Below are 22,738 nucleotides of genomic sequence, written 5' to 3' on the forward strand. Positions count from 1 at the left end.
AGACTAATATTATTGACAATGTAGGCTATATATGATACAATATAGGCTATAAGAAGACTTTTTAGTAGAAATACAGTAATTGCAAACCCTATTGTTGTCACCAAACAAACTTATTAAAAAAATTCAGCCATTTTAGGGACAATCCCTGAAATGGCTAAATTTTTTTAAATAAAGATAAAAGCCAGTATATAATTTAAAATTACACCGTAAATACCAAAAATTCCACAAATAAAAGTGGTAACAGGGTTTATTCCTGCAAAAAAATTAAAAGACATAGTAATAAAGTTTATAAGAAACATTAAAACAGAAAAAAGTGTTCCTCTTATTATAACTTTAAAGATCCAGATTAATGGTTTTTTAAAAAAGAAGATAAGAGTAAATGTAAGTAAAAGGCAAATAATAATTTCTCTTAAGTGTATTATTTCGATATTATTCAAGAGATTTACTTAAATCATAATTTAATCCCTCGGTAAAAACGTCTTTTAAGGAATGTTCCTTTGCTTCCTTCAAAAGATTCTGATACCTTTTTTCTGCTGCATTAAGTTCTAAAATTGCAAGTTCAACATTATCTGCCCCTACTACCATATCAAAATTATTTCTTGCCCTTTTAAGTTCAAACAGAGCATTTTTAATTCTTAATACTTCTTCATTTTCCTTTTTTACCGGTTGTTTTAATCTTTTTAAAATTTCAAGATAAAATTCTTTCATTTTATTTTCATTCCTTTGTCATAGAAACTTTTATATTATATTCTATGGCAATAAGGGGACAAAATATACCAATTTAAGAAAAGAACAGTAAAAAATTACTGTTCTTTTTCATCATTTGAGTTATCTTCTTTTTCGTTATCGGTTTCTTCGCTTGTTTCTCTAAGTTCTTCCGTTTGCATATTTTTAAACATTTCTTTATCATCAACGGCAATATCAAGCCTTTTTCCGTCAACCGGGAGAACAATACATACTTCGGTTCCTACATTTTCTTCACTTTCAATGTAAATATCCCCGCCAAAAGCAAGAATCATTTCTCTTGAAATTGCAAGTCCCAAACCTGTACCGCCCTGTTCTCTTGACCTTGCCTTATCAACCCGGTAAAATCTTTCGAAAATACGCTCCAGATCATTTTTTGGAATACCTATTCCATTATCCTTTATTTTTATATAGATGTTTCCATAAATTGCTCTTACAAATACGTCTATAATACCGCCTTTTGACGTGTATTTAATAGAGTTTGAAATAATATTTATAAGAATTTGTTCAAGCCTGTCTTTATCCATAAATAAAGGTGGAAGTTCGTTCATTTCGTGATAAGTAAGTTTATGGTCATACTTATTTGCTTCAATCTTCATTTTACTTACAACATCAAAGATAAGTTCGGATACATTTATGTACTCCCTGTTTGCTAAAATTATCTTACTGTCAAGTTTGGATAAAGTGAGCAGGTCGCCTATAAGCCTTGTCATACGGTCGGCTTCTTTGTTTACAACATCTAAAAATCCAATTTCGGTTTCTCTGTCAAGGTCATTTTCTCTTATTGTTTCAATGTATGTTTTAATTGTAGTAATAGGAGTTTTTAGTTCGTGGGAAACATTGGCAACAAATTCTCTACGTGAATTTTCAATGTTTTCCTGTTTTGTTATATCCTGAATGACCACCATTACGCCACGGTATTTTTCATTTTCAAATTTAAAAGGGCTTATTTCAAGTCTTAAGGATTGGTCATTAACATTTATTATTCTCTGTTCAACCTTGTGGTCGTCAAGATATATAAAATCCCCGATATATAAATCGTCAAAAAATTTAGTGAAATACTCATCAAAATTTATTTCCTTTTCGTTTTTTATTCCTAAAAGACGTTTGGCGGCAGGATTTATAACAATAGATTTTCCGTCAGCATCAAAAGCAATAATACCGTCAGACATATATCTCATAACAGTTTCTAATTTGTTTTTCTCAATGCCAAGTTCATTAACGCTTGTAGCAAGAGCATCTGACATATACTTAAATGTGTTGGAAAGAATACCGATTTCGTCATTTTCCTTAACTGACGGAACGGTTTCAAATTCTCCTTTTGCAAGTTTCTCAGCATGCTTTGTAAGTGTAGTGATAGGTTTTGAAATAGTTCTTGATAAAAATATTCCAAGAAGTATAGCAATCATAACTCCTAAAAGCAATGACTGGAGCACCATACCTATCATATTTTTTATAACATCATTCATTGCATCTTTAGAATCGACAATGTAAATAATGTATAAGGGTTTTGAATCTTTAATAATAGGAATGGCATACTCCATAATCTGACTTGATGCTTCGGTCTGGATACCGACTTTTCCTGTCAAAGCCTCAGAAATGGCAGGAGTTTTTGCAAGTGATTTGCCTTTTTTACTGTCTGTACCGTTTATATATGCGCCTGTTAAGCCATCTAATATATAGTAATTTCTATAGGAATAATCAATTCCGATATTAGCACTGTACGCGTTAAGCATAACTTCTAATTCTTCAACGGGTTTTTCGTTTGAACATGCATTTTCAAGTTGTTCTATAAAAACATCGTTAAAGGTAGAAGAAATTCTTGTACGGAATTCAGTGTGATAATAAACATTTATATTGTTTATAAGGAAAGTTCCCAGTACCGACATAATTGCAATTATGATAAGTACAAATATAAGAACTAATTTTTGTTGAATACCTTTTAACATAATAATTCTCCTGATAACTTTCTAAATGGCTGTTTATTTTATAGACTTAAAGTAATACCCAAGTCCTCTTTTTGTTACCACATATTCAGGTTCGGAAGAATTATCTTCAATTTTTTCTCTTAATCTTCTTACTGTAACATCGACTGTTCTTACATCTCCTAAATATTCATAACCCCATACCTGTTCGAGTAAGGCTTCACGGGAGAATATTTTTTCAGGTTTTTTAGCAAGATACTCTAAAAGTTCAAATTCACGTCTTGTAAGGTCGATGGGATTTCCGTCTTTTGTAACTTCATATCTTTCTGAATTGATAACAAGACGTCCCATTTTTATAATGTTTGACTCATCTTCAGCTAAAGCGAATGCTTCAGAAATATTTCTTCTTAAATTAGCCTTTACTCTTGCCATAAGTTCTCTTACACTGTATGGCTTTGTGATATAATCATCAGCCCCAAGTTCTAAACCTAACACCTTATCAATCTCATCTTCTCTTGCTGTAACAAGTAAAATAGGGATTGATTTTTTATAAGTTCTTAATTCTCTTAAAACCTGAAAGCCGTCCATTTTAGGAAGCATAACATCTAAAAGAACAAGGTCAAAATCTTCTTCTTTGGAAAGTTTAAGACCTTCTTCTCCGTCAAAAGCCTGTTTGGTTTTATAGCCTTCTTTTTCTAAATTGAATTTCAGAATATCGGATATTGGTTTTTCATCTTCAACTATTAAAATATACTTTTCACTCATAATTATTTATTCCTTTCAAGATAAATTAAAAGAACTGAAATATCGGCAGGGGAAACTCCTGAAATTCTTGAAGCCTGACCGATTGACTGAGGTTTAATAAGATTAAGTTTCTGCCTTGCTTCAAGCCTTAAGCCTGAAATCTTATCATAATCTATATCATTAGGCAAAAGTTTTTTATCAAGTTTTGCTACTTGCTCAGCCTGAGCAATCTGCTTTTTAATATATCCATCGTATTTAATTTGTATTTCCGCTTCCTGCCACACAGCTTTTTTTAGTGGTGGACGGGTTTTATCTACAGGCTCAAGTATTTCATAGGATATTTCAGGACGTCTTAAAAGTTCCGACAGTTTAATCCCTGTTGTAATATTTGAACTGTTATATTTTGTGAGTAATTCGTTTACTTCTTTAGAAGGAGAAAGTGAAATCCCATTTATTCTTTCAATTTCACGTTCAATCTGTTCTTTTTTATCTAAGAAATTCTTATAACGTTCTTCGGATATAAGACCTATCTTGTAGCCTGAAGGTGTAAGCCTTAAATCAGCATTGTCCTGTCTTAAAAGAAGACGGTATTCGCTCCTTGCAGTCATCATTCTGTAAGGCTCATTAGTGCCTTTTGTAACAAGGTCATCAATAAGTGTGCCTATGTATGCTTTGTCCCTTTCTAATATAAATGGCGGCTTATCTTTAATTTTTAGTGCCGCATTTATTCCTGCCATAAGCCCCTGTGCTGCGGCTTCTTCATACCCTGATGTTCCGTTGAATTGACCTGCTCCGTATAGCCCTTCAATTTTTTTAAATTCCAATGTAGGGTATAGTTCAAGAGGATTGACACAGTCGTATTCTATCGCATAAGCACTTCTTGTAATAATAACATTTTCAAGTCCTTTAATTGAACGGTACATTTGTTCCTGAACATCTTCAGGAAGAGAAGAGGACATTCCCTGAACATACATTTCTTCAGTATCAAGTCCCATTGGCTCAATAAAAACCTGATGCCTTTCTTTTTCTTTAAATCTTACTATTTTATCTTCAATTGAAGGACAGTATCTTGGACCTGTTCCTTCTATTTTTCCGCTATATAAAGGGGAACGATGAAGATTATATAAAATGATTTTATGGGTTTTTTCGTTGGTATATGTAAGATAGCAGTTTTCTTTGTTTTCGCCTATGTAGTCATTTTCAAATGAGAACGGAACAATTTCCTCGTCGCCTTTTTGTACTTCCATTTTGGAAAAATCAACACTTCTTTTTAAAACTCTGGCAGGAGTACCTGTCTTAAATCTTAAAAGTTCAATTCCCATATCTCTTAAAGAGGAAGATAACTTATTGGCAGGGAACATTCCGTCAGGTCCGCTTTCTTTTTCGTAATCACCTATTATAATCTTGCCTTTTAAAAAAGTTCCTGTTGCAATAATAACTGCTTTGGTTTTTATGATTGCTCCTGTTTCAGTTTCAACGGATTCTATTTTGCCAAAAGAATCCAAATTGATTTTAACTATTTCCCCTTGCTTTATAAATAAATTTTCCTGCATTTCAAGGGTGCGTTTCATTTCATTTTGATATTTTCGCCTGTCTGACTGAACGCGAAGGGAATGAACTGCAGGACCTTTGCTTTTATTTAACATTCTTGACTGAATAAAAGTCTTGTCTGCACATTTTCCCATTTCTCCGCCCAAAGCATCAATCTCTTTAACAAGATGGCCTTTGGCAGTTCCGCCGATATTAGGATTGCAGGGCATATTAGCAATCATATCAAGGCTTATTGAAAAAAGATATGTTTTTACGTTAAGTCTTGCTGATGCCAAAGCGGCTTCACAACCTGCATGGCCTCCACCGATAACTACAACATCGCAACTGTCTTTTATATAACTCATTATAAATCTTCTCCGTGATAAAATAGGGATGTTAAAAACCTTAAGACCGATTGTAGGGGAGGGCATCCGTGCCCTCCCGTAAATGCAAAATGCAAAAGGCAAAGTGCAAAATGAAGGTAAAGATATTTTTTAAAATCTTTGGAATTTATACTTTTTGCTAAATTCGTTCATTCTGAAACTTTTTTCTATCCCTTTAAATGGAGGTGTTTAAAAAATTAACTTTTTAAACACCTTCCTTTATGTTAGTTCATATTTTCGTAATTTTTTCTTTCTGCAACACTTGTTCCTGCAGCCTGAATAATATCCATACTTTCTAAAGACACACCTGTACCAACAGCAACGCAAGTGGTAGGATCTTCTGCAATTTTTGCAGGAATACCCGTTCTTTTTTCTACAAGTTTATCAAAACCTTGCATAAGTGCTCCGCCGCCTGTTAAAACTATGTGATTGGTAGCAATATCCCCTACAAGTTCAGGAGGAGTTCTTTCTAAAACATCGTGAATAGCATCAGCAATAGAATTTGCCGCTTCACTTAAAGCATCGATTATTTCATCACTTGACAGTTCAAGTGTATTAGGAAGCCCTGTAATAAGATTTCTTCCTTTAATTGTGGTTTTTAAAGTTTCGGAAAGAGGAAATACACATCCGATACTTGTTTTAATCTGTTCGGCAGTTCTTTCGCCGATAAGTATATTATAGTTCTTTCTTATATATTTAATTATAGCGTCATCAAAAGTATCGCCTGCAATTTTGATAGAACTTGAAACAACAACCCCGCCCAAAGATATAACTGCAATATCGGTAGTACCTCCGCCAATATCAACAATCATATTTCCGTTAGGTTCAGATATATCGATTCCTGCACCTATTGCAGCGGCAATCGGTTCTTCAATGACATAAGCCCTTTTAGCACCTGCCTGGAGTGCAACGTCTAAAACGGCTCTTTCTTCAACCTCAGTAACGCCTGAGGGAACACATATAACGATGTTTGGTTTGAAAAATTTTGAAAAGTTAACTTTTGATAAGAAACTTTTAAGCATTTTCTCAGTAGTATCATAGTCTGAAATAACACCATCTCTTAAAGGACGGATAGCAACAATATTACCGGGAGTTCTGCCTATCATTTTTTGTGCTTCGTTTCCTACGGCATAGACTTTTCCTGTAACCTTGTCAATAGCAGCAACGGAAGGTTCTCTTAAAACTATTCCCTGACCTTTGACATAAATAATTACAGTTGCAGTTCCTAAGTCTATCCCTATATTTTGCCTGAAATTAAACATATAAAAAACTCCTTAATTTTATCTTAAAAAAATCATTTTTATTATACTACACTAAAAAAAGTTTGTCAATTAAATTTGGTTACTTTAACTTTGCAGGTTGACTTATATTTCAAGTTATTATAAAATATACATATAACATACATTTTTAAATTAGGGAGGTATTAAATTGCCGGAATCTAAAAAGAAAGGCACTAATTTTTTAATAGGTGCATTTATTATTGCTCTGTCACATATCCTTGTTAAAATTATAGGTGCAGTTTACAAAATACCTTTGGATGGTCTTATTTTAAAAACTGAAGGTATGGGTATATATTCTTCTTCCTATACTATATATAACTGGCTTTTTGTTATTTCAACTGCAGGGCTTCCTGTTGCTATATCCAAAATGGTTGCAGAAGCCAGGGCGCTTGGAAAATTAAAAGAATCGGAGAAAATTTTTAAAATATCCAAAATTCTTTTATTCTTTGTCGGAATAACCGCATTTCTTATAATGTTTGTATTTGCTGTGCCTTTTTCCAGACTTATAAAAGCAGAGTCAAGTTATCTTACTATGATGGTTATGGCTCCAAGTTTGTTCTTTGTTGCAATGTCAAGCAGTTTCAGAGGCTATTATCAGGGGAAGGAAAATATGCTCCCGACTGCTATCTCTGAAATTATAGAAGCACTCTTTAAACTTATATTCGGTCTTTCTTTTGCGTATTTGGCAATGAAGTTATGGAACAAAGCCTATATAGGTTCAGCAGGTGCAATTTCAGGAATAACACTGGGGACATTTTTCAGTTTCTTATTCCTTGTTATATACCATAAAAATAAAAAGGAAGTTATAAAGATAAGCGAATTTGACGATACTGTCAGTTCGTCAAAAACTATCCTTATAAAACTTGTAAAACTTGCTATCCCTGTTACATTAGGCGTTTCGGTTTTTACATTAACGTCACTTATTGATACTGCAATGGTTATGAATCAACTGTATGGTCTTGGCTACGAAGAGATGCAAAGGCTCTCGATGTTTGGATATCTTAACCGTGCAATCACTCTTTTTAATCTTCCGCCAACTGTTATTGCTTCAATTGCAATTTCTATTGTTCCTGCAATTGCATCTGCTATTGCAGTAAAAGACGAAAAGAGTGCACATAAAAATGTTCAGTCCGCACTAAGACTTACGGTTCTTTTTGCAATGCCTTGTGCAGCAGGACTAAGTTCTCTTGCAAAACCTATACTGACATTATTATATCACGATGGCAACTATTCATTTTTACTTAATGTGATGGGAATTGCTACTTTGTTTGTAACAGTTGTTCAGGTTTCCAATGCAATTTTACAGGCATACGGGAAAGCATGGATACCGGTTAGAAATATGTTTATAGGCGGAGTAGTAAAAGTTGTTGTAAATTTAGTGCTTGTATCCCGTCCTGAATTTAATATTAACGGTGCACCGATTGGTACGACTTTATGCTATTTTACTGTTATGACACTTAATATTATGTCTATAAAAAAATATTCAGGTGTAAAATTAAGTGTATCAGGTTTTGTAGTAAAACCACTTATACTTGGTATTGTAACAGCAGTTTCTGCCTTTTATTCATATAATGTTTACGAAGGATTTTTGGGTAACACCATAGGTGTATTTGCTTCTATCTTAACTGCAGGTATATGTTATCTTTTTGTAATGCTTTTAATAAAATCTTTATCTAAAGATGATATACTTCTTCTTCCTAAAGGGAATGATATTTGTAAAATTTTGGAAAAATATAAGCTGATTTAAGTAAAAAAAGAAAAAAATTCAATCTTTTAACAAAGAAAGTATTGACAAATTGAATAAAATGTAAGATAATAACATTGTGTTATGTGGCATTTTTGCCCAAAATAATAAAAGAAGCGATGCTTTTTTAAAGAATTTAACTAAGTGTACATAACTAAGAAACACTTAATTAAAAATATAAATTTATATTATGAAAGGGGTATACTCATTATGAACAAAACTGAATTAATCAACGCTATCGTTGAAGAAGCAAAAATCTCTAAGAAAGATGCTACAGCTGCATTAGACGCTACTATCGATGCAATTACAAAAGCTCTTAAAAAAGGAGATAAAGTTCAGTTAGTTGGCTTTGGTTCTTACGAAGTTAGAAAAAGAGCAGCAAGAAAAGGTAGAAATCCTCAGACTAAAAAGGAAATTACTATACCTGCTACCAAAGTTCCAGTATTCAAAGCTGGTAAAGCTTTAAAAGATGCTGTTAAATAATTAGAATTTAATTATCTTAAAAGTATAAAAAAAATCCGGACAAGTTGTTCGGATTTTTTTTGCATATTGGGTTCAAGTATTACTGCATTAGTGCAGTAATACTCGAACACAATATGGTTTTAAAATGGAAATTTCGCGTAATATGGCAGAAATCCCTGCGAACATACGAAAGTATAATTCTTGAAATTTCTTTATCTTACCCAAAATTTCTCATTTTAAAACTCGCAGACCTTAAACCTTGGAAAATTTTCAAGATTTTTGATGCGGAGTCTGCAGTCAGGCTGTCGCCTTACAAAGACGACAAATTAAAAAGATTGGAATTTAACAGGTTTAAGGCATATTGGGTTCAAGTATTACTGCACTAACTCAGCATTTTATGAATTAAAAATGAATATTATTTAATATCTCTTGATTTTTCTTTATAAAATTGTTATTATATATAAAGAGGTGACGCGAGATTATGGATAAAATTAAAATCATAACGGATACTGCATCAGATATAGATATAATAACAGCGAATGAAAATGATATATGTATGTTGCCTTTTACTATTGTAGTTGACGGGAAACAATACAAAGAGCAGTATGATTTATCAAAAGAAGAATACTGGAGCATTTTATCTGAATGTGAAACTATTCCTTCCACTGCACAAGTTAGTCCTCAGGAATTCTTAGATTGTTATATAGAACAGTATAAATTAGGATATAATAAATTTATTGTTGTGCTTATAAACGGAACAGCAAGTGGTACTTTCAACAGCGCTAATCTGGCAAAGGATATGTTTTTGGAAAAATATCCTGATGAGGTTGAGTTTAAATTTATTGATTCCAAACTATATACAGCACTTTATGGCAAACCGATTCTTGACGGAGCAAAACTTATAAAAGAAGGAAAGAGTTTTTCTGAGGTATGCTCATTTTTGGAAAATCGTATTTCAAAAATGAGAGCATACGCGTATATGACAACTTTGAAATTTGCCAAAATGAGTGGCAGAATATCGATTTTGTCTGCGATTGTCGGGGAAGCACTGGGCTTGAAACCTGTTATGAAAATTTATGACAGGAAGGTGGAAGTGTACTCTAAAACGAGAGGCGAAAAAGCCGCTTTATCCAAAGTGTTGGAAGCAGTAAAAGAAGATGCATTCGACATAGAAAATGAAGAAATAATTTTAGTACATGGAAGCAATTCGGAAGAAATATTATTAAAAATAGAAGAGGAAATTAAAAAAGTTTTAAATCCTAAATCTATTATAAGATGGAAACTCGGTTGCTGTATTACTACCAATACAGGTCCTGAAACAATCGGTGTTTTATACTACGGAAAGTAAAATTTAAAATGCGGTGTCTGAAAAATCAGATACCGCATTTTTAAAATTAATCAAAATGTTTACATAAAATTCTTACTGCTGATTTTACCATTTCTACGCATGGTCTTTTCTTGTAATACTCATCAGTTCTTTTTTCGGGAATCGGTTCTTCTCTTTTTACCGAAAGTCCAAGTAATTCCCTGCAAACAATTGAAGAATTTTCCTCTTCAAATTCTTTTACAATATTTTGAATAAAAGAATAAAGTTCCTTTTTTGCCTGGTCGTCCTTCGGATTATTATAACCCTTTAATATACTTGATACTAGCACCATTCCGCTTACTGCACCGCATACTTCTCTTAGCCTTCCCATTCCTCCGCCAAATCCTGATGACATAAGGGTAAGAGTATCAAAATCAAAGGGCAGTAAATCAGAAAAAGCGCCAACAACTGCCTGAGAACAATTATATCCTTCTTTAAACAATTTTTCGCTTTTTTCTACTCTTTGCATAATAGTTTCTCCACTGTATTCGCACAGTTGTCAAGATGTTTTTTGCTATAGAGTTCAATAAGACCGCTGTCAACATTTTCAGCAAGAATTGGGTCAATAGGCATTTTTGCAAGAACAGGAACACCGAATTCTTCAGCAATTTTGTCAATATTGCTTTCTCCGAAAACTTTAATTTGTTTTTTGCAGTCAGGACATTCAAGATAACTGTAATTTTCAACTATACCGATAACAGGAATATTCATAAGTTTAGCCATATTAAGCGCTTTTTTTACAATCATTGAAACCAGGTCCTGAGGAGAGGTAACAATAATTATTCCGTCAACAGGAATAGTCTGGAAAACGGTAAGAGGAACATCGCCTGTTCCAGGAGGCATATCGATAAACATAAAGTCAACATCTGACCAGATAACGTCTGTCCAGAATTGTTTAACGGTACCTGCTATAACAGGACCTCTCCATACTACAGGGTCCGTTTCATTTTCGAGTAGCAGATTGAGAGACATTATATCAATCCCTGTTTTAGATTTAACAGGATAAAGTCCAAACTGATTTCCCATAGCCTTTTCTTTTAAACCAAACGCTTTGGGAATCGAAGGGCCGGTAATATCTGCGTCTAAAATGGCACTGTTATATCCTTTTCTGTTCATTAGTATAGCCATTAAAGAGGTAACCATGGATTTACCTACTCCGCCTTTACCGCTTACGATACCGATTACTTTCTTTATGTCAGAAAGTTCGTGGGGTTTTTCAATCAGACTTTCAGGTTTAGCCTGAGAGCATTTTTCTGAACAACTGCTGCAATCATGTGTACATTCGCTCATTTTTCATTTCTCCTTATATATGTAATTTATTCTATTATAGTACATTTTATAAATTAAATCAACTTTTTTAGAAGATTATTAAGAAATTTGTAAAGATAATACTTGAAAAATACAATTGATTTTGGTATAATAATCGTATGTTTATGCTTATAAACATTTTAATGTGAAAGGAAATCCTTTGTTATGCCCAGATTTTTTGCAAATGCTTTTGATATAAAGGAAGAAGGAATAGTTTTAACGGGCGAAAATATGCATCACCTTATAAAAGTGCTAAGGCATAAAAAAGGTGATGAGATTATCGTGTGTGACGGAGCAGGTTTTGATTACCTGTGCGTTATTTCAGATGTCAAAGAAGATAAAGTAAATCTTAAAATTCTTGATAAATACGGAAGTTTAGGTGATCCTGAAATTAAAATTTCTTTGTTTCAGGGTGTTCCTAAAGGGGACAAGTTCTCTCTTATTGTAGAAAAGTGTGTTGAAGCGGGAGTTTATGATATAACCCCTGTTAATATGGCAAGATGTATATCCCATCTTTCGCCAAAAGATTTTTCAAAGAAAAAAGAGAGGTTTGAAAAAATTTCTTTGTCTGCTTCTAAACAATCAGGCAGAGGAACTGTGCCGAATATAAACGAACTTATAGAGTTTGATGAATTTATAGATAGAAAAGATAAATTTGACCTTGTTGTTTTCCCTTATGAAGAAGCAAAGGATAAAACATTAAAATCTGTTATAAAAGACTTTAAAGGCAAAAAAATAGCAATGATAATAGGTCCTGAGGGCGGTTTTTCAAAAGAAGAAGTTCAGAAACTTGTTTTAAACGGGATAACACCTGTTACACTTGGCAGAAGAATTTTAAGAACCGAAACTGCCGGTATGGCGGCGATATTTAATATATTATATGAATTGGAACTATAGAAAGGAATTTGACAATGGGAAAGAATACAAAAAAAGATATTCAGAAAAAAGCAGAAATTAAAAATCAGTTAGAGCATATTTCTAATAAAACACTTGTGATATTTACCGTTTCTTTAATATCGGGAATAGTGCTTTTGTTTTTATACACTGCTTTTAAAGGAGTTGGCTCCTATATTCCTAAACTTCAGGGATTTGTTACATTCGTTTCAGTATTTGCTTTAATAAGTTTTATAGCAATGCTTATAGTTTCTTTGGTGTTAAAGAAGAATGAAGTATCAAGAGGGCTTAAGAACTGGTCATTTGTTTCTCTTGCAATAAGCGTATGTTCTTTCTTTATCTATCCTGTTGATATAGTAACCGGTTTATTTTCTATGATAGGGCTTTCAAATAAAGGCGGAGTAATTGCAATGAAACTTTCTAAAATTATGGGTTCAACTGCAATTTTAGCAATCATCATCGGTCTTATCATATATGTGACTATCGTATTTATTTACTATAATATAAAATCAAATAAAATTAAAAAAAATAAGTAATTTGGAAAGGGTTTTTTAAGATGAATAATTCAGAAAAAACAATGGAAAAAATAGTAGCGTTATGTAAAGGCAGAGGCTTTGTTTATTCCGGTTCTGAAATATATGGAGGACTTGCAAATACTTGGGATTACGGTCCTTTGGGAGTAGAATTTAAAAATAATGTAAAAAAAGCATGGTGGAAAAAGTTTATTCAGGAAAGTCCTTATAATGTAGGTCTTGATGCTGCTATATTAATGAATCCGAAAACATGGGTTGCATCAGGTCACGTAGGCGGTTTTTCCGATCCTTTGATGGATTGTAAAGACTGTAAAACAAGGCACAGAGCCGACCACTTAATTGAAGAAGCAGAAGGCGTAAGCCCTAACGGATGGTCTAATGAACAAATGCTTGAATTCATTAAGGAAAAAGGCATTAAATGCCCTGACTGTGGCTCAACCAATTTTACAGATATAAGAAAATTCAATCTTATGTTTAAAACTTTTCAGGGTGTTACAGAAGACAGTAAGGCAGAATTGTATTTAAGACCTGAAACTGCTCAGGGTATATTTGTAAACTTTAAAAATGTTCAAAGAACTGCAAGAAAGAAATTGCCTTTCGGTATAGGTCAGATAGGCAAGTCTTTCAGAAACGAAATCACACCCGGTAACTTTACATTCAGAACAAGAGAGTTCGAACAAATGGAACTTGAATTCTTCTGCAAACCGGGCGAAGATTTAGAGTGGTTTGATTACTGGCAGGAATATTGTAAAAATTTCCTTTTAAGTTTGAATATAAAAGAAGAAAACATTAAATTAAGACAACACGAAAAAGAAGAACTTTCTCACTATTCAAATGCTACAACTGATATAGAATATTTGTTCCCATTTGGCTGGGGAGAACTTTGGGGAGTTGCTGACAGAACTGACTTTGACTTAAAACAGCATATTGAACATTCAGGGGAAAACTTAGAATATACTGACCCTGAAACAGGCGAAAAATATATTCCGTACTGTATTGAACCATCTTTAGGGGCAGACAGGGTTGCTTTGGCACTTTTGGTTGAAGCCTATGATGAAGAAGTTGTAGATGAAGAGAAGAATGATGTAAGATGTGTTTTAAGACTTCATCCTTATCTTTCACCTGTTAAGTGTGCAATTCTTCCTTTATCCAAGAAACTTTCTGACGGTGCTTTAGAAGTATATAATAAACTTTCCAAAAAGTTTAACTGCGAATATGACGAATCAGGAAGTATCGGAAAACGTTACAGACGTCAGGACGAAATCGGTACACCTTTATGTATTACTTTTGACTTTGATTCTCTTAATGATAATGCTGTTACAGTAAGAGACAGGGATACAATGCAACAGGAAAGAATTAAAATAGAAGATTTGGAAAAGTATATTGAAAAGAAATTAGAATTTTAGCATAAAAGAGTGTTTAAAAAGCTGTTGCTTTTCAAACACTCTTTTTAAAATAACATATAATACATTCATATACGGGGAGGTATAAGAAATGATAGATTTAATAAAAGACGGAGTGTATCTTATAGACGGAAAAGATATACTAAAAAGCGAAGAATTTTCTCAAAAATTAAATTTAAAACCTGATAAAGACCTTTATAAAAAAGGTACTATGGCTTATAAAATATTAGATAAGCATAACACATCAGGGGATATGGAAAACCTTAAAATAAAGTTTGATAAAATGGCATCTCATGATATTACCTATGTTGGTATTATCCAGACTGCCAAAGCGTCAGGTCTTTTAGAGTTTCCCATACCTTATGTTTTAACGAACTGCCACAACTCACTTTGTGCAGTAGGTGGCACTATAAATGAAGATGACCACTTGTTTGGTTTATCTGCCGCAAAGAAATACGGCGGAATATATGTTCCTTCTCATCAGGCAGTTATCCATCAGTATATGAGAGAAATGATGGCTGAGTGCGGAGCGATGATTTTAGGCTCGGATAGTCATACAAGGTACGGAGCATTAGGTACAATGGCAATAGGCGAAGGCGGTCCTGAACTTGTTAAACAACTTCTTAACAGAACTTATGATATTTCCTATCCTGGAGTAATTATGGTTTACTTAAAAGGTAATGTTGAAAAAGGCGTAGGCCCTCAGGATGTTGCTCTTAGTATCATAAAAGAAGTTTTTGACAATGGTTTTGTTAAAAATAAAATAATGGAATTTGTTGGTCCAGGTATCGAAAATCTTAGTGTAGAATTCAGAAACGGAATAGATGTTATGACAACGGAAACAACCTGTCTTTCATCTATATGGAAAACCGACCTTAAGGTTAAGGATTATTACGATTGTCACGGAAGAATTGGCGAATTTAAGGAACTTAATCCTGAAAATATTGCTTACTATGACGGTGCTGTTGTAGTTGATTTATCAAAAATCAAACCATCAATTGCAATGCCTTTTCATCCAAGCAATGTTTATACCATTGAAGAACTTAACAAAAACCTTTCAGATATAATAAGAGATGTAGAAATTAAAGGTGCAAAACAACTTGATAACCCTGATATTAATTTCTCTTTAAAAGAAAAAATTGTAAACGGAAAATTAAAAGTTGACCAGGGTGTTATTGCAGGATGTGCAGGTGGTACTTTTGATAACTTAACAGATGCTGCAGATATCTTAGATATGGGTAACATTGGTAATGATGAATTTATGTTAAGTGCTTATCCGTCAAGTCAGCCTGTTTATTTAGAACTTATTAAAAACGGCTCTGCTACTAAACTTCTTCGTGCAGGTGTTTCAATAAGAACTGCATTTTGCGGACCATGTTTCGGTGCGGGTGATGTTCCTGCCAATAATGCTCTTAGTATCAGGCATTCTACAAGAAACTTCCCTAACCGTGAAGGCTCAAAACCATCAGGAGGTCAGATTTCTTCAGTTGCTCTTATGGATGCAAGATCAATTGCTGCAACTGCTATAAACGGAGGTTTCTTAACCCCTGCAACTGATATAGATGTTAACTTTACAAAACCAAAATATTATTTTGATAAATCGGTTTATGAAAGCAGAGTTTATTTCGGAAACGGAAAAGCAGATAAAACCTGCGAACTAAAATACGGACCGAATATTGCTGACTGGCCAAAAATGTCAAATCTGACAAATGACCTGATTTTAAAAGTTGTATCAGTAATTACCGATCCTGTCACAACAACTGATGAACTCATTCCGTCAGGCGAAACATCTTCTTACAGGTCTAATCCTTTAAAACTTGCTGAATTTGCCCTGTCAAGAAAAGATCCACAGTATGTTGGATGCGCAAAAGAAGTTGGCAAATTGGAAAAATTAAGATTAGAAGGAAAAAATCCTTCCGATTTTGATGACGAAATAAAAAATGTTTATGAAAAAATCAAAACTATAAAAGATATTGACATTTTAAACACTGGTATAGGAAGCGTTGTTTATGCAAATAAACCGGGTGATGGTTCAGCAAGAGAACAGGCAGCATCTTGCCAGAAAGTTCTTGGCGGTTGGGCAAATATTGCTTTAGAGTATGCAACAAAAAGATACAGAAGCAATCTTATAAACTGGGGTATGCTTCCATTTATATCAAAACAATTAAATGTTAAAAAAGGCGACTATATATTTGTTCCTGATATCGCAAAAGCAGTTAAAGAAAAGCAGGATGAAATCAAAGTTTATATAATAAACGATAGCGAAATCAAGGAAGATACGTTTATTTTAAAAGATTTAACCGATGATGAAAGAGATATTATTTTATCAGGATGTTTAATTAACTATTATAGAGGCTAAAGATAAAAGGAGATGCGACAGCATCTCCTTTTATAATTAATTTTTACTTTTTTTGTAAATAAAAAAATGTGTTAAAAAAATTTAACTTCGTCAATACTACTATCGAGGGAGTGATTTTTATGAAAAAAATATTATCTTTAACTTTAATTATAGTTCTTGCTGTGTCTTTAGTTGCCTGTACACAGGTTAAAGAAGAAGCAGAAGATTTAATGCCGGATGTTATGGATGATGGAACAAACAGTAACACAGATACTAACAACAATAATAATGACACCGGTATTATGACTGATACTCCGACAGGAAGTATAACAATGGGTGAGTTTTTAGTTGAAGATTATATGCCATGTGTATCCGAATATTCAAAATATTCGGATACTTGTTATGGCTTTGGGTTTAAAAAAACTGATAAAGGTAAAACTCCGTCAATAGGCTCATATCAAAAATTACTCGAAGGTACAAATTCGGTTTATATAGGTAATACAGATCTTAAAAATATATATCTTACTTTTGATGAAGGCTATGAAAATGGTTATACTGCAGGAATTTTAGATGTATTAAAAGAAAAAAATGTGCCTGCTGCATTTTTTTGCACGGGCGATTACTTAAAAAGAAACACCGAACTTGTAAAAAGAATGATAGATGAAGGGCATATTGTAGGCAATCACACATGGAATCATAAGTCTATGCCATCAGTTTTGTCAGATGCCGAATTTAGTGAAGAACTTAGGAAAATAGACGAATTTATGCTTTCAAATTTTAAGATACAAACAAAGTATTTCAGATATCCAAACGGAGAATTTTCTGAGAAATCATTAAACAGAGTTAAGGATATGGGTTATAAAACAGTTTTCTGGAGCCTTGCCTTTAAAGATTGGGAAAAAGATGTTATAAAAGGTGCAACTTATTCGAAAGAAGAGGTTTGCAACCATATTCATAACGGAGCCATTATTCTTCTCCATGCAGTTTCCAAAGATAATTTAGAGGCATTACCATCTATTATTGATACTTTAAATGAAGAAGGTTATGTTTTCTCAAACCTCGATAATTTAAAATTCTAATCACCATAAAAGGGACTGTCCCTTTTATGGTGATTGTTGTTTGTTGGTAAAATTAATTTTAAAACTTTTTAAGGTTATTATTTGCAGGGTTGTCAAGTATATTTCCATTTTCGTCAAATCTTGAGCCGTGACAGGAACAATCCCAGCTATGTTCGTATTTATTCCACTTTAACGCACAACCTAAGTGCGGACACCTTTTGGGGAAAGGATTAATATAATTAACAGCAGTATCAAATAAATTAACAAAAAGCTGAGGTTTTAATATACTTCTCTGGGGAGAAAAAATATCAAGATAATCATTTTGTTTATCGCAAATCAAGTCAGTAAGGCACATTGCGGCAACCATTGCTCCCGTAAGTCCCCATTTGTTAAAACCTGTTGCAGTAAAAATAAAGTTGTTGTCTTTTGAATATTTTCCTATATAGGGGACTTTGTCAAGACTCATTGTATCCTGTGCTGCCCAACTAAAACATATAGGCGAATTTTTATAATATTGATTTACAAAACTTTTTGCGTTATTTTTATTATCACTCTTAGTACCTGTCCTGTGAGCATCTCCGCCTATGATAAGATAGTCATTATAACTTCTTAAAGATAAACCTGTATCTTTTTCATCAATATACATATTATCTAACTTTTGAGCATTTTTTACAGCAACAAAACTGGAACGGTTCTGATATAACTTCACAAAATAAAAACCTTCTTTATTTATAATCGGAAAATGAGTAGCAACTATGATTTTATTCGCTCTTATTATTTTTTTATCCGATGTTTCCACATACCCTTTTTCAATTCTTTTAACCCATACATTTTCAAATATATTTAAATCTTTGGCTATTTCTTTTATAAATTTCAAAGGGTGAATTTGTCCCTGATTATTAACTGACAATGCACCTTTTATCATAAAGGGAAGTTCAGTTTCTTTTTCAAACTTACCATCTATGCCAAGTTTTTCGTATGCTTTTAATTCTTCCTCAATCTTTTTTAAATTGCTAAGAGTATACGTGTATGCTTTTTTATTTTCATAATCAAAAGAATAAAGATGCGATAATTCTTCAAACTTTTTTACGGCAATGTCGTATATAGTAAAGTATTTTTTAGCGTATTCTATGCCTTTTGTTTTAATAAGGTCAGAATATATAAGACCGTGTTGTAAAGTTATTTTTCCTGTTGTGCCTTTAGTTGTTTTTGATGCAATTTCATCTTTTTCAAGAAGCATATAGTCAATACCTTTTTCTTTTAAAAAGTAAGCGCAGAGAATTCCGAAAATTCCGCCTCCTATTATAAGAACATCAGTAGAATTTTTAACATCTCTTTCCTTAAATTCAGGCATTTTTATGTTATCCTGCCAAATTGATTTATTCATATAATCATCCTTTCTAATACTATTATTCTAAAAAATATATACAATTATAAAACTTTATAGTATAATATTAAAAAAATGAAAGGTAATTTTATAATGAAAAGAATAACAGCGGGAATTCTTGCTCATGTTGATGCGGGTAAAACAACTTTGTCTGAAGGTTTTTTATATACTGCAGGGAATTTAAGAAAAATCGGCAGAGTTGACAAAGGAGACAGTTTTTTAGATACAGATTTTTTGGAGAAAAAAAGGGGAATAACCATCTTTTCAAAACAGGCTGTCCTTAACTTTTTGGATACTTATATAACTTTACTTGACACACCCGGTCACGTCGATTTTTTTGCCGAAACCGAAAGAACAATAAGTGTGTTTGATTATGCCATTTTAGTTATAAACGGAACTGACGGAGTTCAGAGCCACACCAAAACTTTATGGGAACTAATGCTAAAAAAGAATATTCCTGTGTTCATTTTTGTTAATAAATCTGATCTTGAAGGGTTTTCATATACTAATACTCTCAGTCAGTTAAAAGAAGAATTCAATTGTAATTTTATTGATTTTTCTGTTTCTCAAAATGAGGAATTTTATGAAAATATTGCCCTGTGCGATGAAGAAATTATGAGTGAATACTTAAATAACGGAAAAATTGATTCAGAAAGCATAAAAAAGGCGATAAAATCAAGAAAAATCTTTCCTTGTTATTTTGGCTCTGCTCTTAAAATGGAGGGAGTTGAAGAATTTCTTAGTTTGTTTTGTAAATTTACTTTAGAAAATCCTAAAAAAGAAGAATTCGGAGGAAAAATATTTAAAATAAATGAAGATGCTAAAGGTAACAGGCTTACTTTTATTAAGATAACAGGCGGAACTTTAAAAGTAAAAGAAACTGTAAACGGCGAAAAAATAAATGAAATAAGAATATATTCAGGGGAAAAATACGAAAGCGTTGACACAGCCGAAACAGGTATGGTATGCGCAGTTACAGGGCTTAAGAGTACTTATGCAGGTCAGGGGTTAGGATTTGAAGGGAATAATCTTAATCTTACTGCAGAGCCTGTATTTAACTATAGAGTAATTCTTCCTAAAGGAGAGGATATTTCAAAAGTTATTTCAAATCTTTCAAAACTTAACGAAGAAGAAACGAAACTTAATTTAAACTGGAACGAAAGGCTTAAGGAATTAACTTTATCCGTAATGGGCGAAATTCAGCTTGAGGTTTTAAAGGAAATTTTATTAAACCGTTTTGGTATAGAAGCAGAGTTTGAAAAGGGAAATGTTATATATAAAGAAACTATTACAAATACAGTTGAGGGTGTTGGGCATTTTGAACCTCTTCGTCATTATGCTGAGGTGCATTTGTTGCTTGAACCTCTTGAGGCAGGAGCGGGAATGCAGTTTGAGTGTGATGTGTCGGAAGACGAACTTTCTAAAAACTGGCAACGTCTTATATTTTCTCATATGATGGGTAAAACTCATTTAGGAGTCCTTACAGGATCGCCTGTAACAGATATTAAGATAACTCTTAAGGCGGGAAAAGCACACTTGAAACACACTGAGGGCGGTGATTTCCGTGAAGCAACTTATCGTGCTGTAAGGCATGGATTAAGATGTGCTGACAGTGTTGTTTTAGAGCCTTATTGTGAATTTACAGTAGAAGTGCCAAGCGAAAACACAGGCAGAGTTATGACTGACCTTGACAGACTTGGTGCAACTGTTAATATGCCTTATACAAAAGGAAGCTTAACCATAATTTCGGGAGAATGTCCTGCAAAGGATATTACTGATTATAAGAAGGAACTTATAAGTTTTACAAGAGGTCTTGGGAAACTTAACTTGAAATTTTCAAACTATAAGCCATGTAAAAATCAGGACGAGGTTATCGAAGAGATAGGATACAATCCCGATTCTGACATTTCAAATACAGCCGATTCGGTTTTTTGCTCTCACGGAGCAGGTTTTAATGTTAACTGGAAAGATGTTAAGGAATATATGCATTTAGATAGTATATTAAAACCAAAAGTAAAAGAAGAGCCAATAAGGAAGAAGGAAAAATTCTTTGCAACAGACGAGGAACTTTTAAAAATTTTTGAAAACACTTACGGGAAAGTAAAAGTTAAAGAGCCATACTTGGCAATGCATACGAAAAGGGAAATAACGGAGGTAAAAAATACAAAGATAAATATAAAAAAATATGACAGGGAGTATCTTCTTGTTGACGGATATAATATAATTTTTGCGTGGGACGACCTGAAGAGTATGGCAAAAGTAAACTTGGAAAGCGCAAGAAATATGTTAATAGATCGCCTTGTTACCTATAAAATATTTAAGAATATTGAAATTATAGTTGTATTTGATGCTTATAAGGTAAAAGGAAATCCAGGAGAAAAAGAAAAGATAAACGGAATAAATATAGTTTATACAAAAGAGGCTCAGACTGCCGACTCTTATATTGAAAAGGTTACTAAAGAACTTATAAAAAATTATAAAGTAACAGTTGCCACATCGGATAATTTAGAACAAATGATAATCTTCGGAAGCGGAGCATTAAGAATGAGTGCAAGAACTTTTTTGGATGATTTAAAAATTGTGGAAGAAACGGTAAGAAAAATGATAGATGAGTATAATCTTGATGTTAAAAATTCCGATGCATTTAAAACAGTATGGGAGAAATTATTAAGTGATAAAAAATAAAAAAGACGGTTTTAGGTTAAATGTCTTACGAACGGTTTTTAAAAGGCTGAACGAAATCAATCGTTCAGCCTTTTGTCGTAGGGGCGATTCACGAATCGCCCGCTTTATAAGGTTTTAGGATTATCCTAAATTATTGGAAGATGCGATACATCTTCCCTGCTTGTTACAGTGCCGGACATTATTTATATAGTGCTAAATCTGTAAAAGCTACATGAGCACCATCACCTTGTGGCTTAACTTTTATTGTCAATTGGTTTACACCTTTTACATCAACATCCAAGGAGAACGGCATAGAAGAAGTAACATTTGTTGCTTTATATAAAAGCTTGTTATCGCCATAAATCCAAACATCCGTTGCTTCTGTGTGTGCATTTTGTTTTCCCCATGTAGTTATATCATAAGATTTTGGAAGAACAATTTTGCCATTCAATTTTTTATATTGACTATTTAGTGGATATCGTATTAAAATCTGCGCTTCATCAACTTCATCATCGATTGGTCTCCAATCAGCCGACCAAAATAATATCCCGTTTGTATATGTATTATTATTAAAATCGGTTATGCTTCCGTTAATAATTGTAAAATCTGAACCGCTATCCTTTTCTTTATAATCATTATACTGTATTCTATCCAAATAATTATCTGGTTTTGTCTGGTCTTTCTTCCCAATGTAAACGCTCTGTGTTGAGCCGTCCCATTCAACATCCTTACCAAATGCATTTGAAATAGCACGAACAGGTAAATATGTTGTTCCATTCATTGTAAATGGTTCAACTACATTGCCATTAGCATCTTTTGGCACGATTTCTCCACCATCAATGTAAATCTTAATATTGTTGTAGAACAATTCAGCTGTTTCACTGATTTGCTTTGCAAACACCATTCCGCTTGTAAACATTGCACCAATAAGTATTCCTGCAATCAATCCTTGTAATCTTTTTTTCATTTTATTTT

At 33.0% G+C, this 22,738-nt stretch carries 19 protein-coding genes; 9 read left to right on the forward strand and 10 right to left on the reverse strand.

Annotation, left to right across the window (positions count from 1 at the left end):
* Positions 1–164 precede the first annotated feature (164 nt).
* The 6 genes from E7419_04490 to E7419_04515 all read right to left on the reverse strand — a co-directional run bounded on the left by E7419_04490 (position 165) and on the right by E7419_04515 (position 6,588).
* On the reverse strand, positions 165–437 hold the full coding sequence (locus E7419_04490; GenBank protein ID MBE7014449.1) for a transcriptional regulator: 273 nt from the start codon (positions 435–437) through the stop codon (positions 165–167).
* A complete protein-coding gene (locus E7419_04495) occupies positions 430–708 on the reverse strand; it encodes a DUF2508 family protein (GenBank protein MBE7014450.1) in 279 nt (92 codons plus the stop codon). Before E7419_04495 ends, E7419_04490 begins: the two co-directional genes overlap by 8 nt.
* Before the next feature lie 95 nt (positions 709–803).
* Positions 804–2,693 carry a cell wall metabolism sensor histidine kinase WalK gene (locus E7419_04500; protein ID MBE7014451.1) on the reverse strand — a complete coding sequence of 630 codons (1,890 nt, stop codon included), beginning with the start codon at positions 2,691–2,693 and terminating at the stop codon, positions 804–806.
* Between the two features lie 33 nt (positions 2,694–2,726).
* Positions 2,727–3,434, reverse strand: a complete 708-nt coding sequence (locus E7419_04505; protein MBE7014452.1) for a response regulator transcription factor — start codon at positions 3,432–3,434, stop codon at positions 2,727–2,729.
* A gap of 2 nt (positions 3,435–3,436) precedes the next feature.
* On the reverse strand, positions 3,437–5,308 hold the full coding sequence (gene mnmG, locus E7419_04510) for a tRNA uridine-5-carboxymethylaminomethyl(34) synthesis enzyme MnmG (protein ID MBE7014453.1): 1,872 nt from the start codon (positions 5,306–5,308) through the stop codon (positions 3,437–3,439).
* A 242-nt stretch (positions 5,309–5,550) separates the two neighbouring features.
* On the reverse strand, positions 5,551–6,588 hold the full coding sequence (locus E7419_04515) for a rod shape-determining protein (protein ID MBE7014454.1): 1,038 nt from the start codon (positions 6,586–6,588) through the stop codon (positions 5,551–5,553).
* A gap of 160 nt (positions 6,589–6,748) precedes the next feature.
* Here E7419_04515 and E7419_04520 point away from each other — a divergent pair, with 160 nt between their 5' ends.
* From E7419_04520 to E7419_04530, 3 genes are all read left to right on the forward strand, one after another.
* On the forward strand, positions 6,749–8,353 hold the full coding sequence (locus E7419_04520) for a polysaccharide biosynthesis protein (protein MBE7014455.1): 1,605 nt from the start codon (positions 6,749–6,751) through the stop codon (positions 8,351–8,353).
* A 207-nt stretch (positions 8,354–8,560) separates the two neighbouring features.
* On the forward strand, positions 8,561–8,833 hold the full coding sequence (locus E7419_04525; GenBank protein MBE7014456.1) for an HU family DNA-binding protein: 273 nt from the start codon (positions 8,561–8,563) through the stop codon (positions 8,831–8,833).
* 460 nt (positions 8,834–9,293) lie between these two features.
* Complete coding sequence (locus tag E7419_04530) at positions 9,294–10,160, forward strand: DegV family protein (GenBank protein MBE7014457.1); 867 nt, start codon at positions 9,294–9,296, stop codon at positions 10,158–10,160.
* A gap of 46 nt (positions 10,161–10,206) precedes the next feature.
* Here the strand turns inward: E7419_04530 and E7419_04535 are convergent, their stop codons facing one another.
* Positions 10,207–10,650 carry a C_GCAxxG_C_C family protein gene (locus tag E7419_04535; protein ID MBE7014458.1) on the reverse strand — a complete coding sequence of 148 codons (444 nt, stop codon included), beginning with the start codon at positions 10,648–10,650 and terminating at the stop codon, positions 10,207–10,209.
* Positions 10,635–11,468, reverse strand: coding sequence for an Mrp/NBP35 family ATP-binding protein (locus E7419_04540; GenBank protein ID MBE7014459.1), 834 nt, complete (start codon positions 11,466–11,468; stop codon positions 10,635–10,637). The genes E7419_04535 and E7419_04540 overlap by 16 nt, the downstream gene beginning before the upstream one ends.
* A gap of 183 nt (positions 11,469–11,651) precedes the next feature.
* On the opposite strand from E7419_04540, the gene E7419_04545 reads away from it, so the two are divergent.
* The 5 genes from E7419_04545 to E7419_04565 all read left to right on the forward strand — a co-directional run bounded on the left by E7419_04545 (position 11,652) and on the right by E7419_04565 (position 17,733).
* Positions 11,652–12,383: a 16S rRNA (uracil(1498)-N(3))-methyltransferase gene (locus E7419_04545; GenBank protein ID MBE7014460.1), complete on the forward strand. Its 732-nt coding sequence runs from the start codon at positions 11,652–11,654 to the stop codon at positions 12,381–12,383.
* 14 nt (positions 12,384–12,397) lie between these two features.
* Positions 12,398–12,916, forward strand: a complete 519-nt coding sequence (locus E7419_04550; GenBank protein ID MBE7014461.1) for a hypothetical protein — start codon at positions 12,398–12,400, stop codon at positions 12,914–12,916.
* 20 nt (positions 12,917–12,936) lie between these two features.
* Complete coding sequence (locus E7419_04555) at positions 12,937–14,319, forward strand: glycine--tRNA ligase (GenBank protein ID MBE7014462.1); 1,383 nt, start codon at positions 12,937–12,939, stop codon at positions 14,317–14,319.
* Between the two features lie 88 nt (positions 14,320–14,407).
* A complete protein-coding gene (locus E7419_04560; GenBank protein ID MBE7014463.1) occupies positions 14,408–16,675 on the forward strand; it encodes a hydratase in 2,268 nt (755 codons plus the stop codon).
* Positions 16,676–16,986: 311 nt separating this feature from the next.
* Positions 16,987–17,733 carry a polysaccharide deacetylase gene (locus E7419_04565; protein MBE7014464.1) on the forward strand — a complete coding sequence of 249 codons (747 nt, stop codon included), beginning with the start codon at positions 16,987–16,989 and terminating at the stop codon, positions 17,731–17,733.
* A gap of 58 nt (positions 17,734–17,791) precedes the next feature.
* On the opposite strand, the gene E7419_04570 is transcribed toward E7419_04565, so the two are convergent.
* Positions 17,792–19,099 carry an FAD-dependent oxidoreductase gene (locus E7419_04570; protein MBE7014465.1) on the reverse strand — a complete coding sequence of 436 codons (1,308 nt, stop codon included), beginning with the start codon at positions 19,097–19,099 and terminating at the stop codon, positions 17,792–17,794.
* Positions 19,100–19,192: 93 nt separating this feature from the next.
* Here E7419_04570 and E7419_04575 point away from each other — a divergent pair, with 93 nt between their 5' ends.
* Entirely contained in the window at positions 19,193–21,784 is a 2,592-nt protein-coding gene (locus E7419_04575; protein ID MBE7014466.1) for a GTP-binding protein, read from the forward strand.
* Positions 21,785–21,962: 178 nt separating this feature from the next.
* On the opposite strand, the gene E7419_04580 is transcribed toward E7419_04575, so the two are convergent.
* Positions 21,963–22,730, reverse strand: a complete 768-nt coding sequence (locus E7419_04580; GenBank protein ID MBE7014467.1) for a hypothetical protein — start codon at positions 22,728–22,730, stop codon at positions 21,963–21,965.
* Between the last annotated feature and the right edge of the window lie 8 nt (positions 22,731–22,738).

This window comes from Oscillospiraceae bacterium, from assembly GCA_015068525.1.
Classification (GTDB): Bacteria; Bacillota; Clostridia; order UMGS1840; family HGM11507; genus SIG450.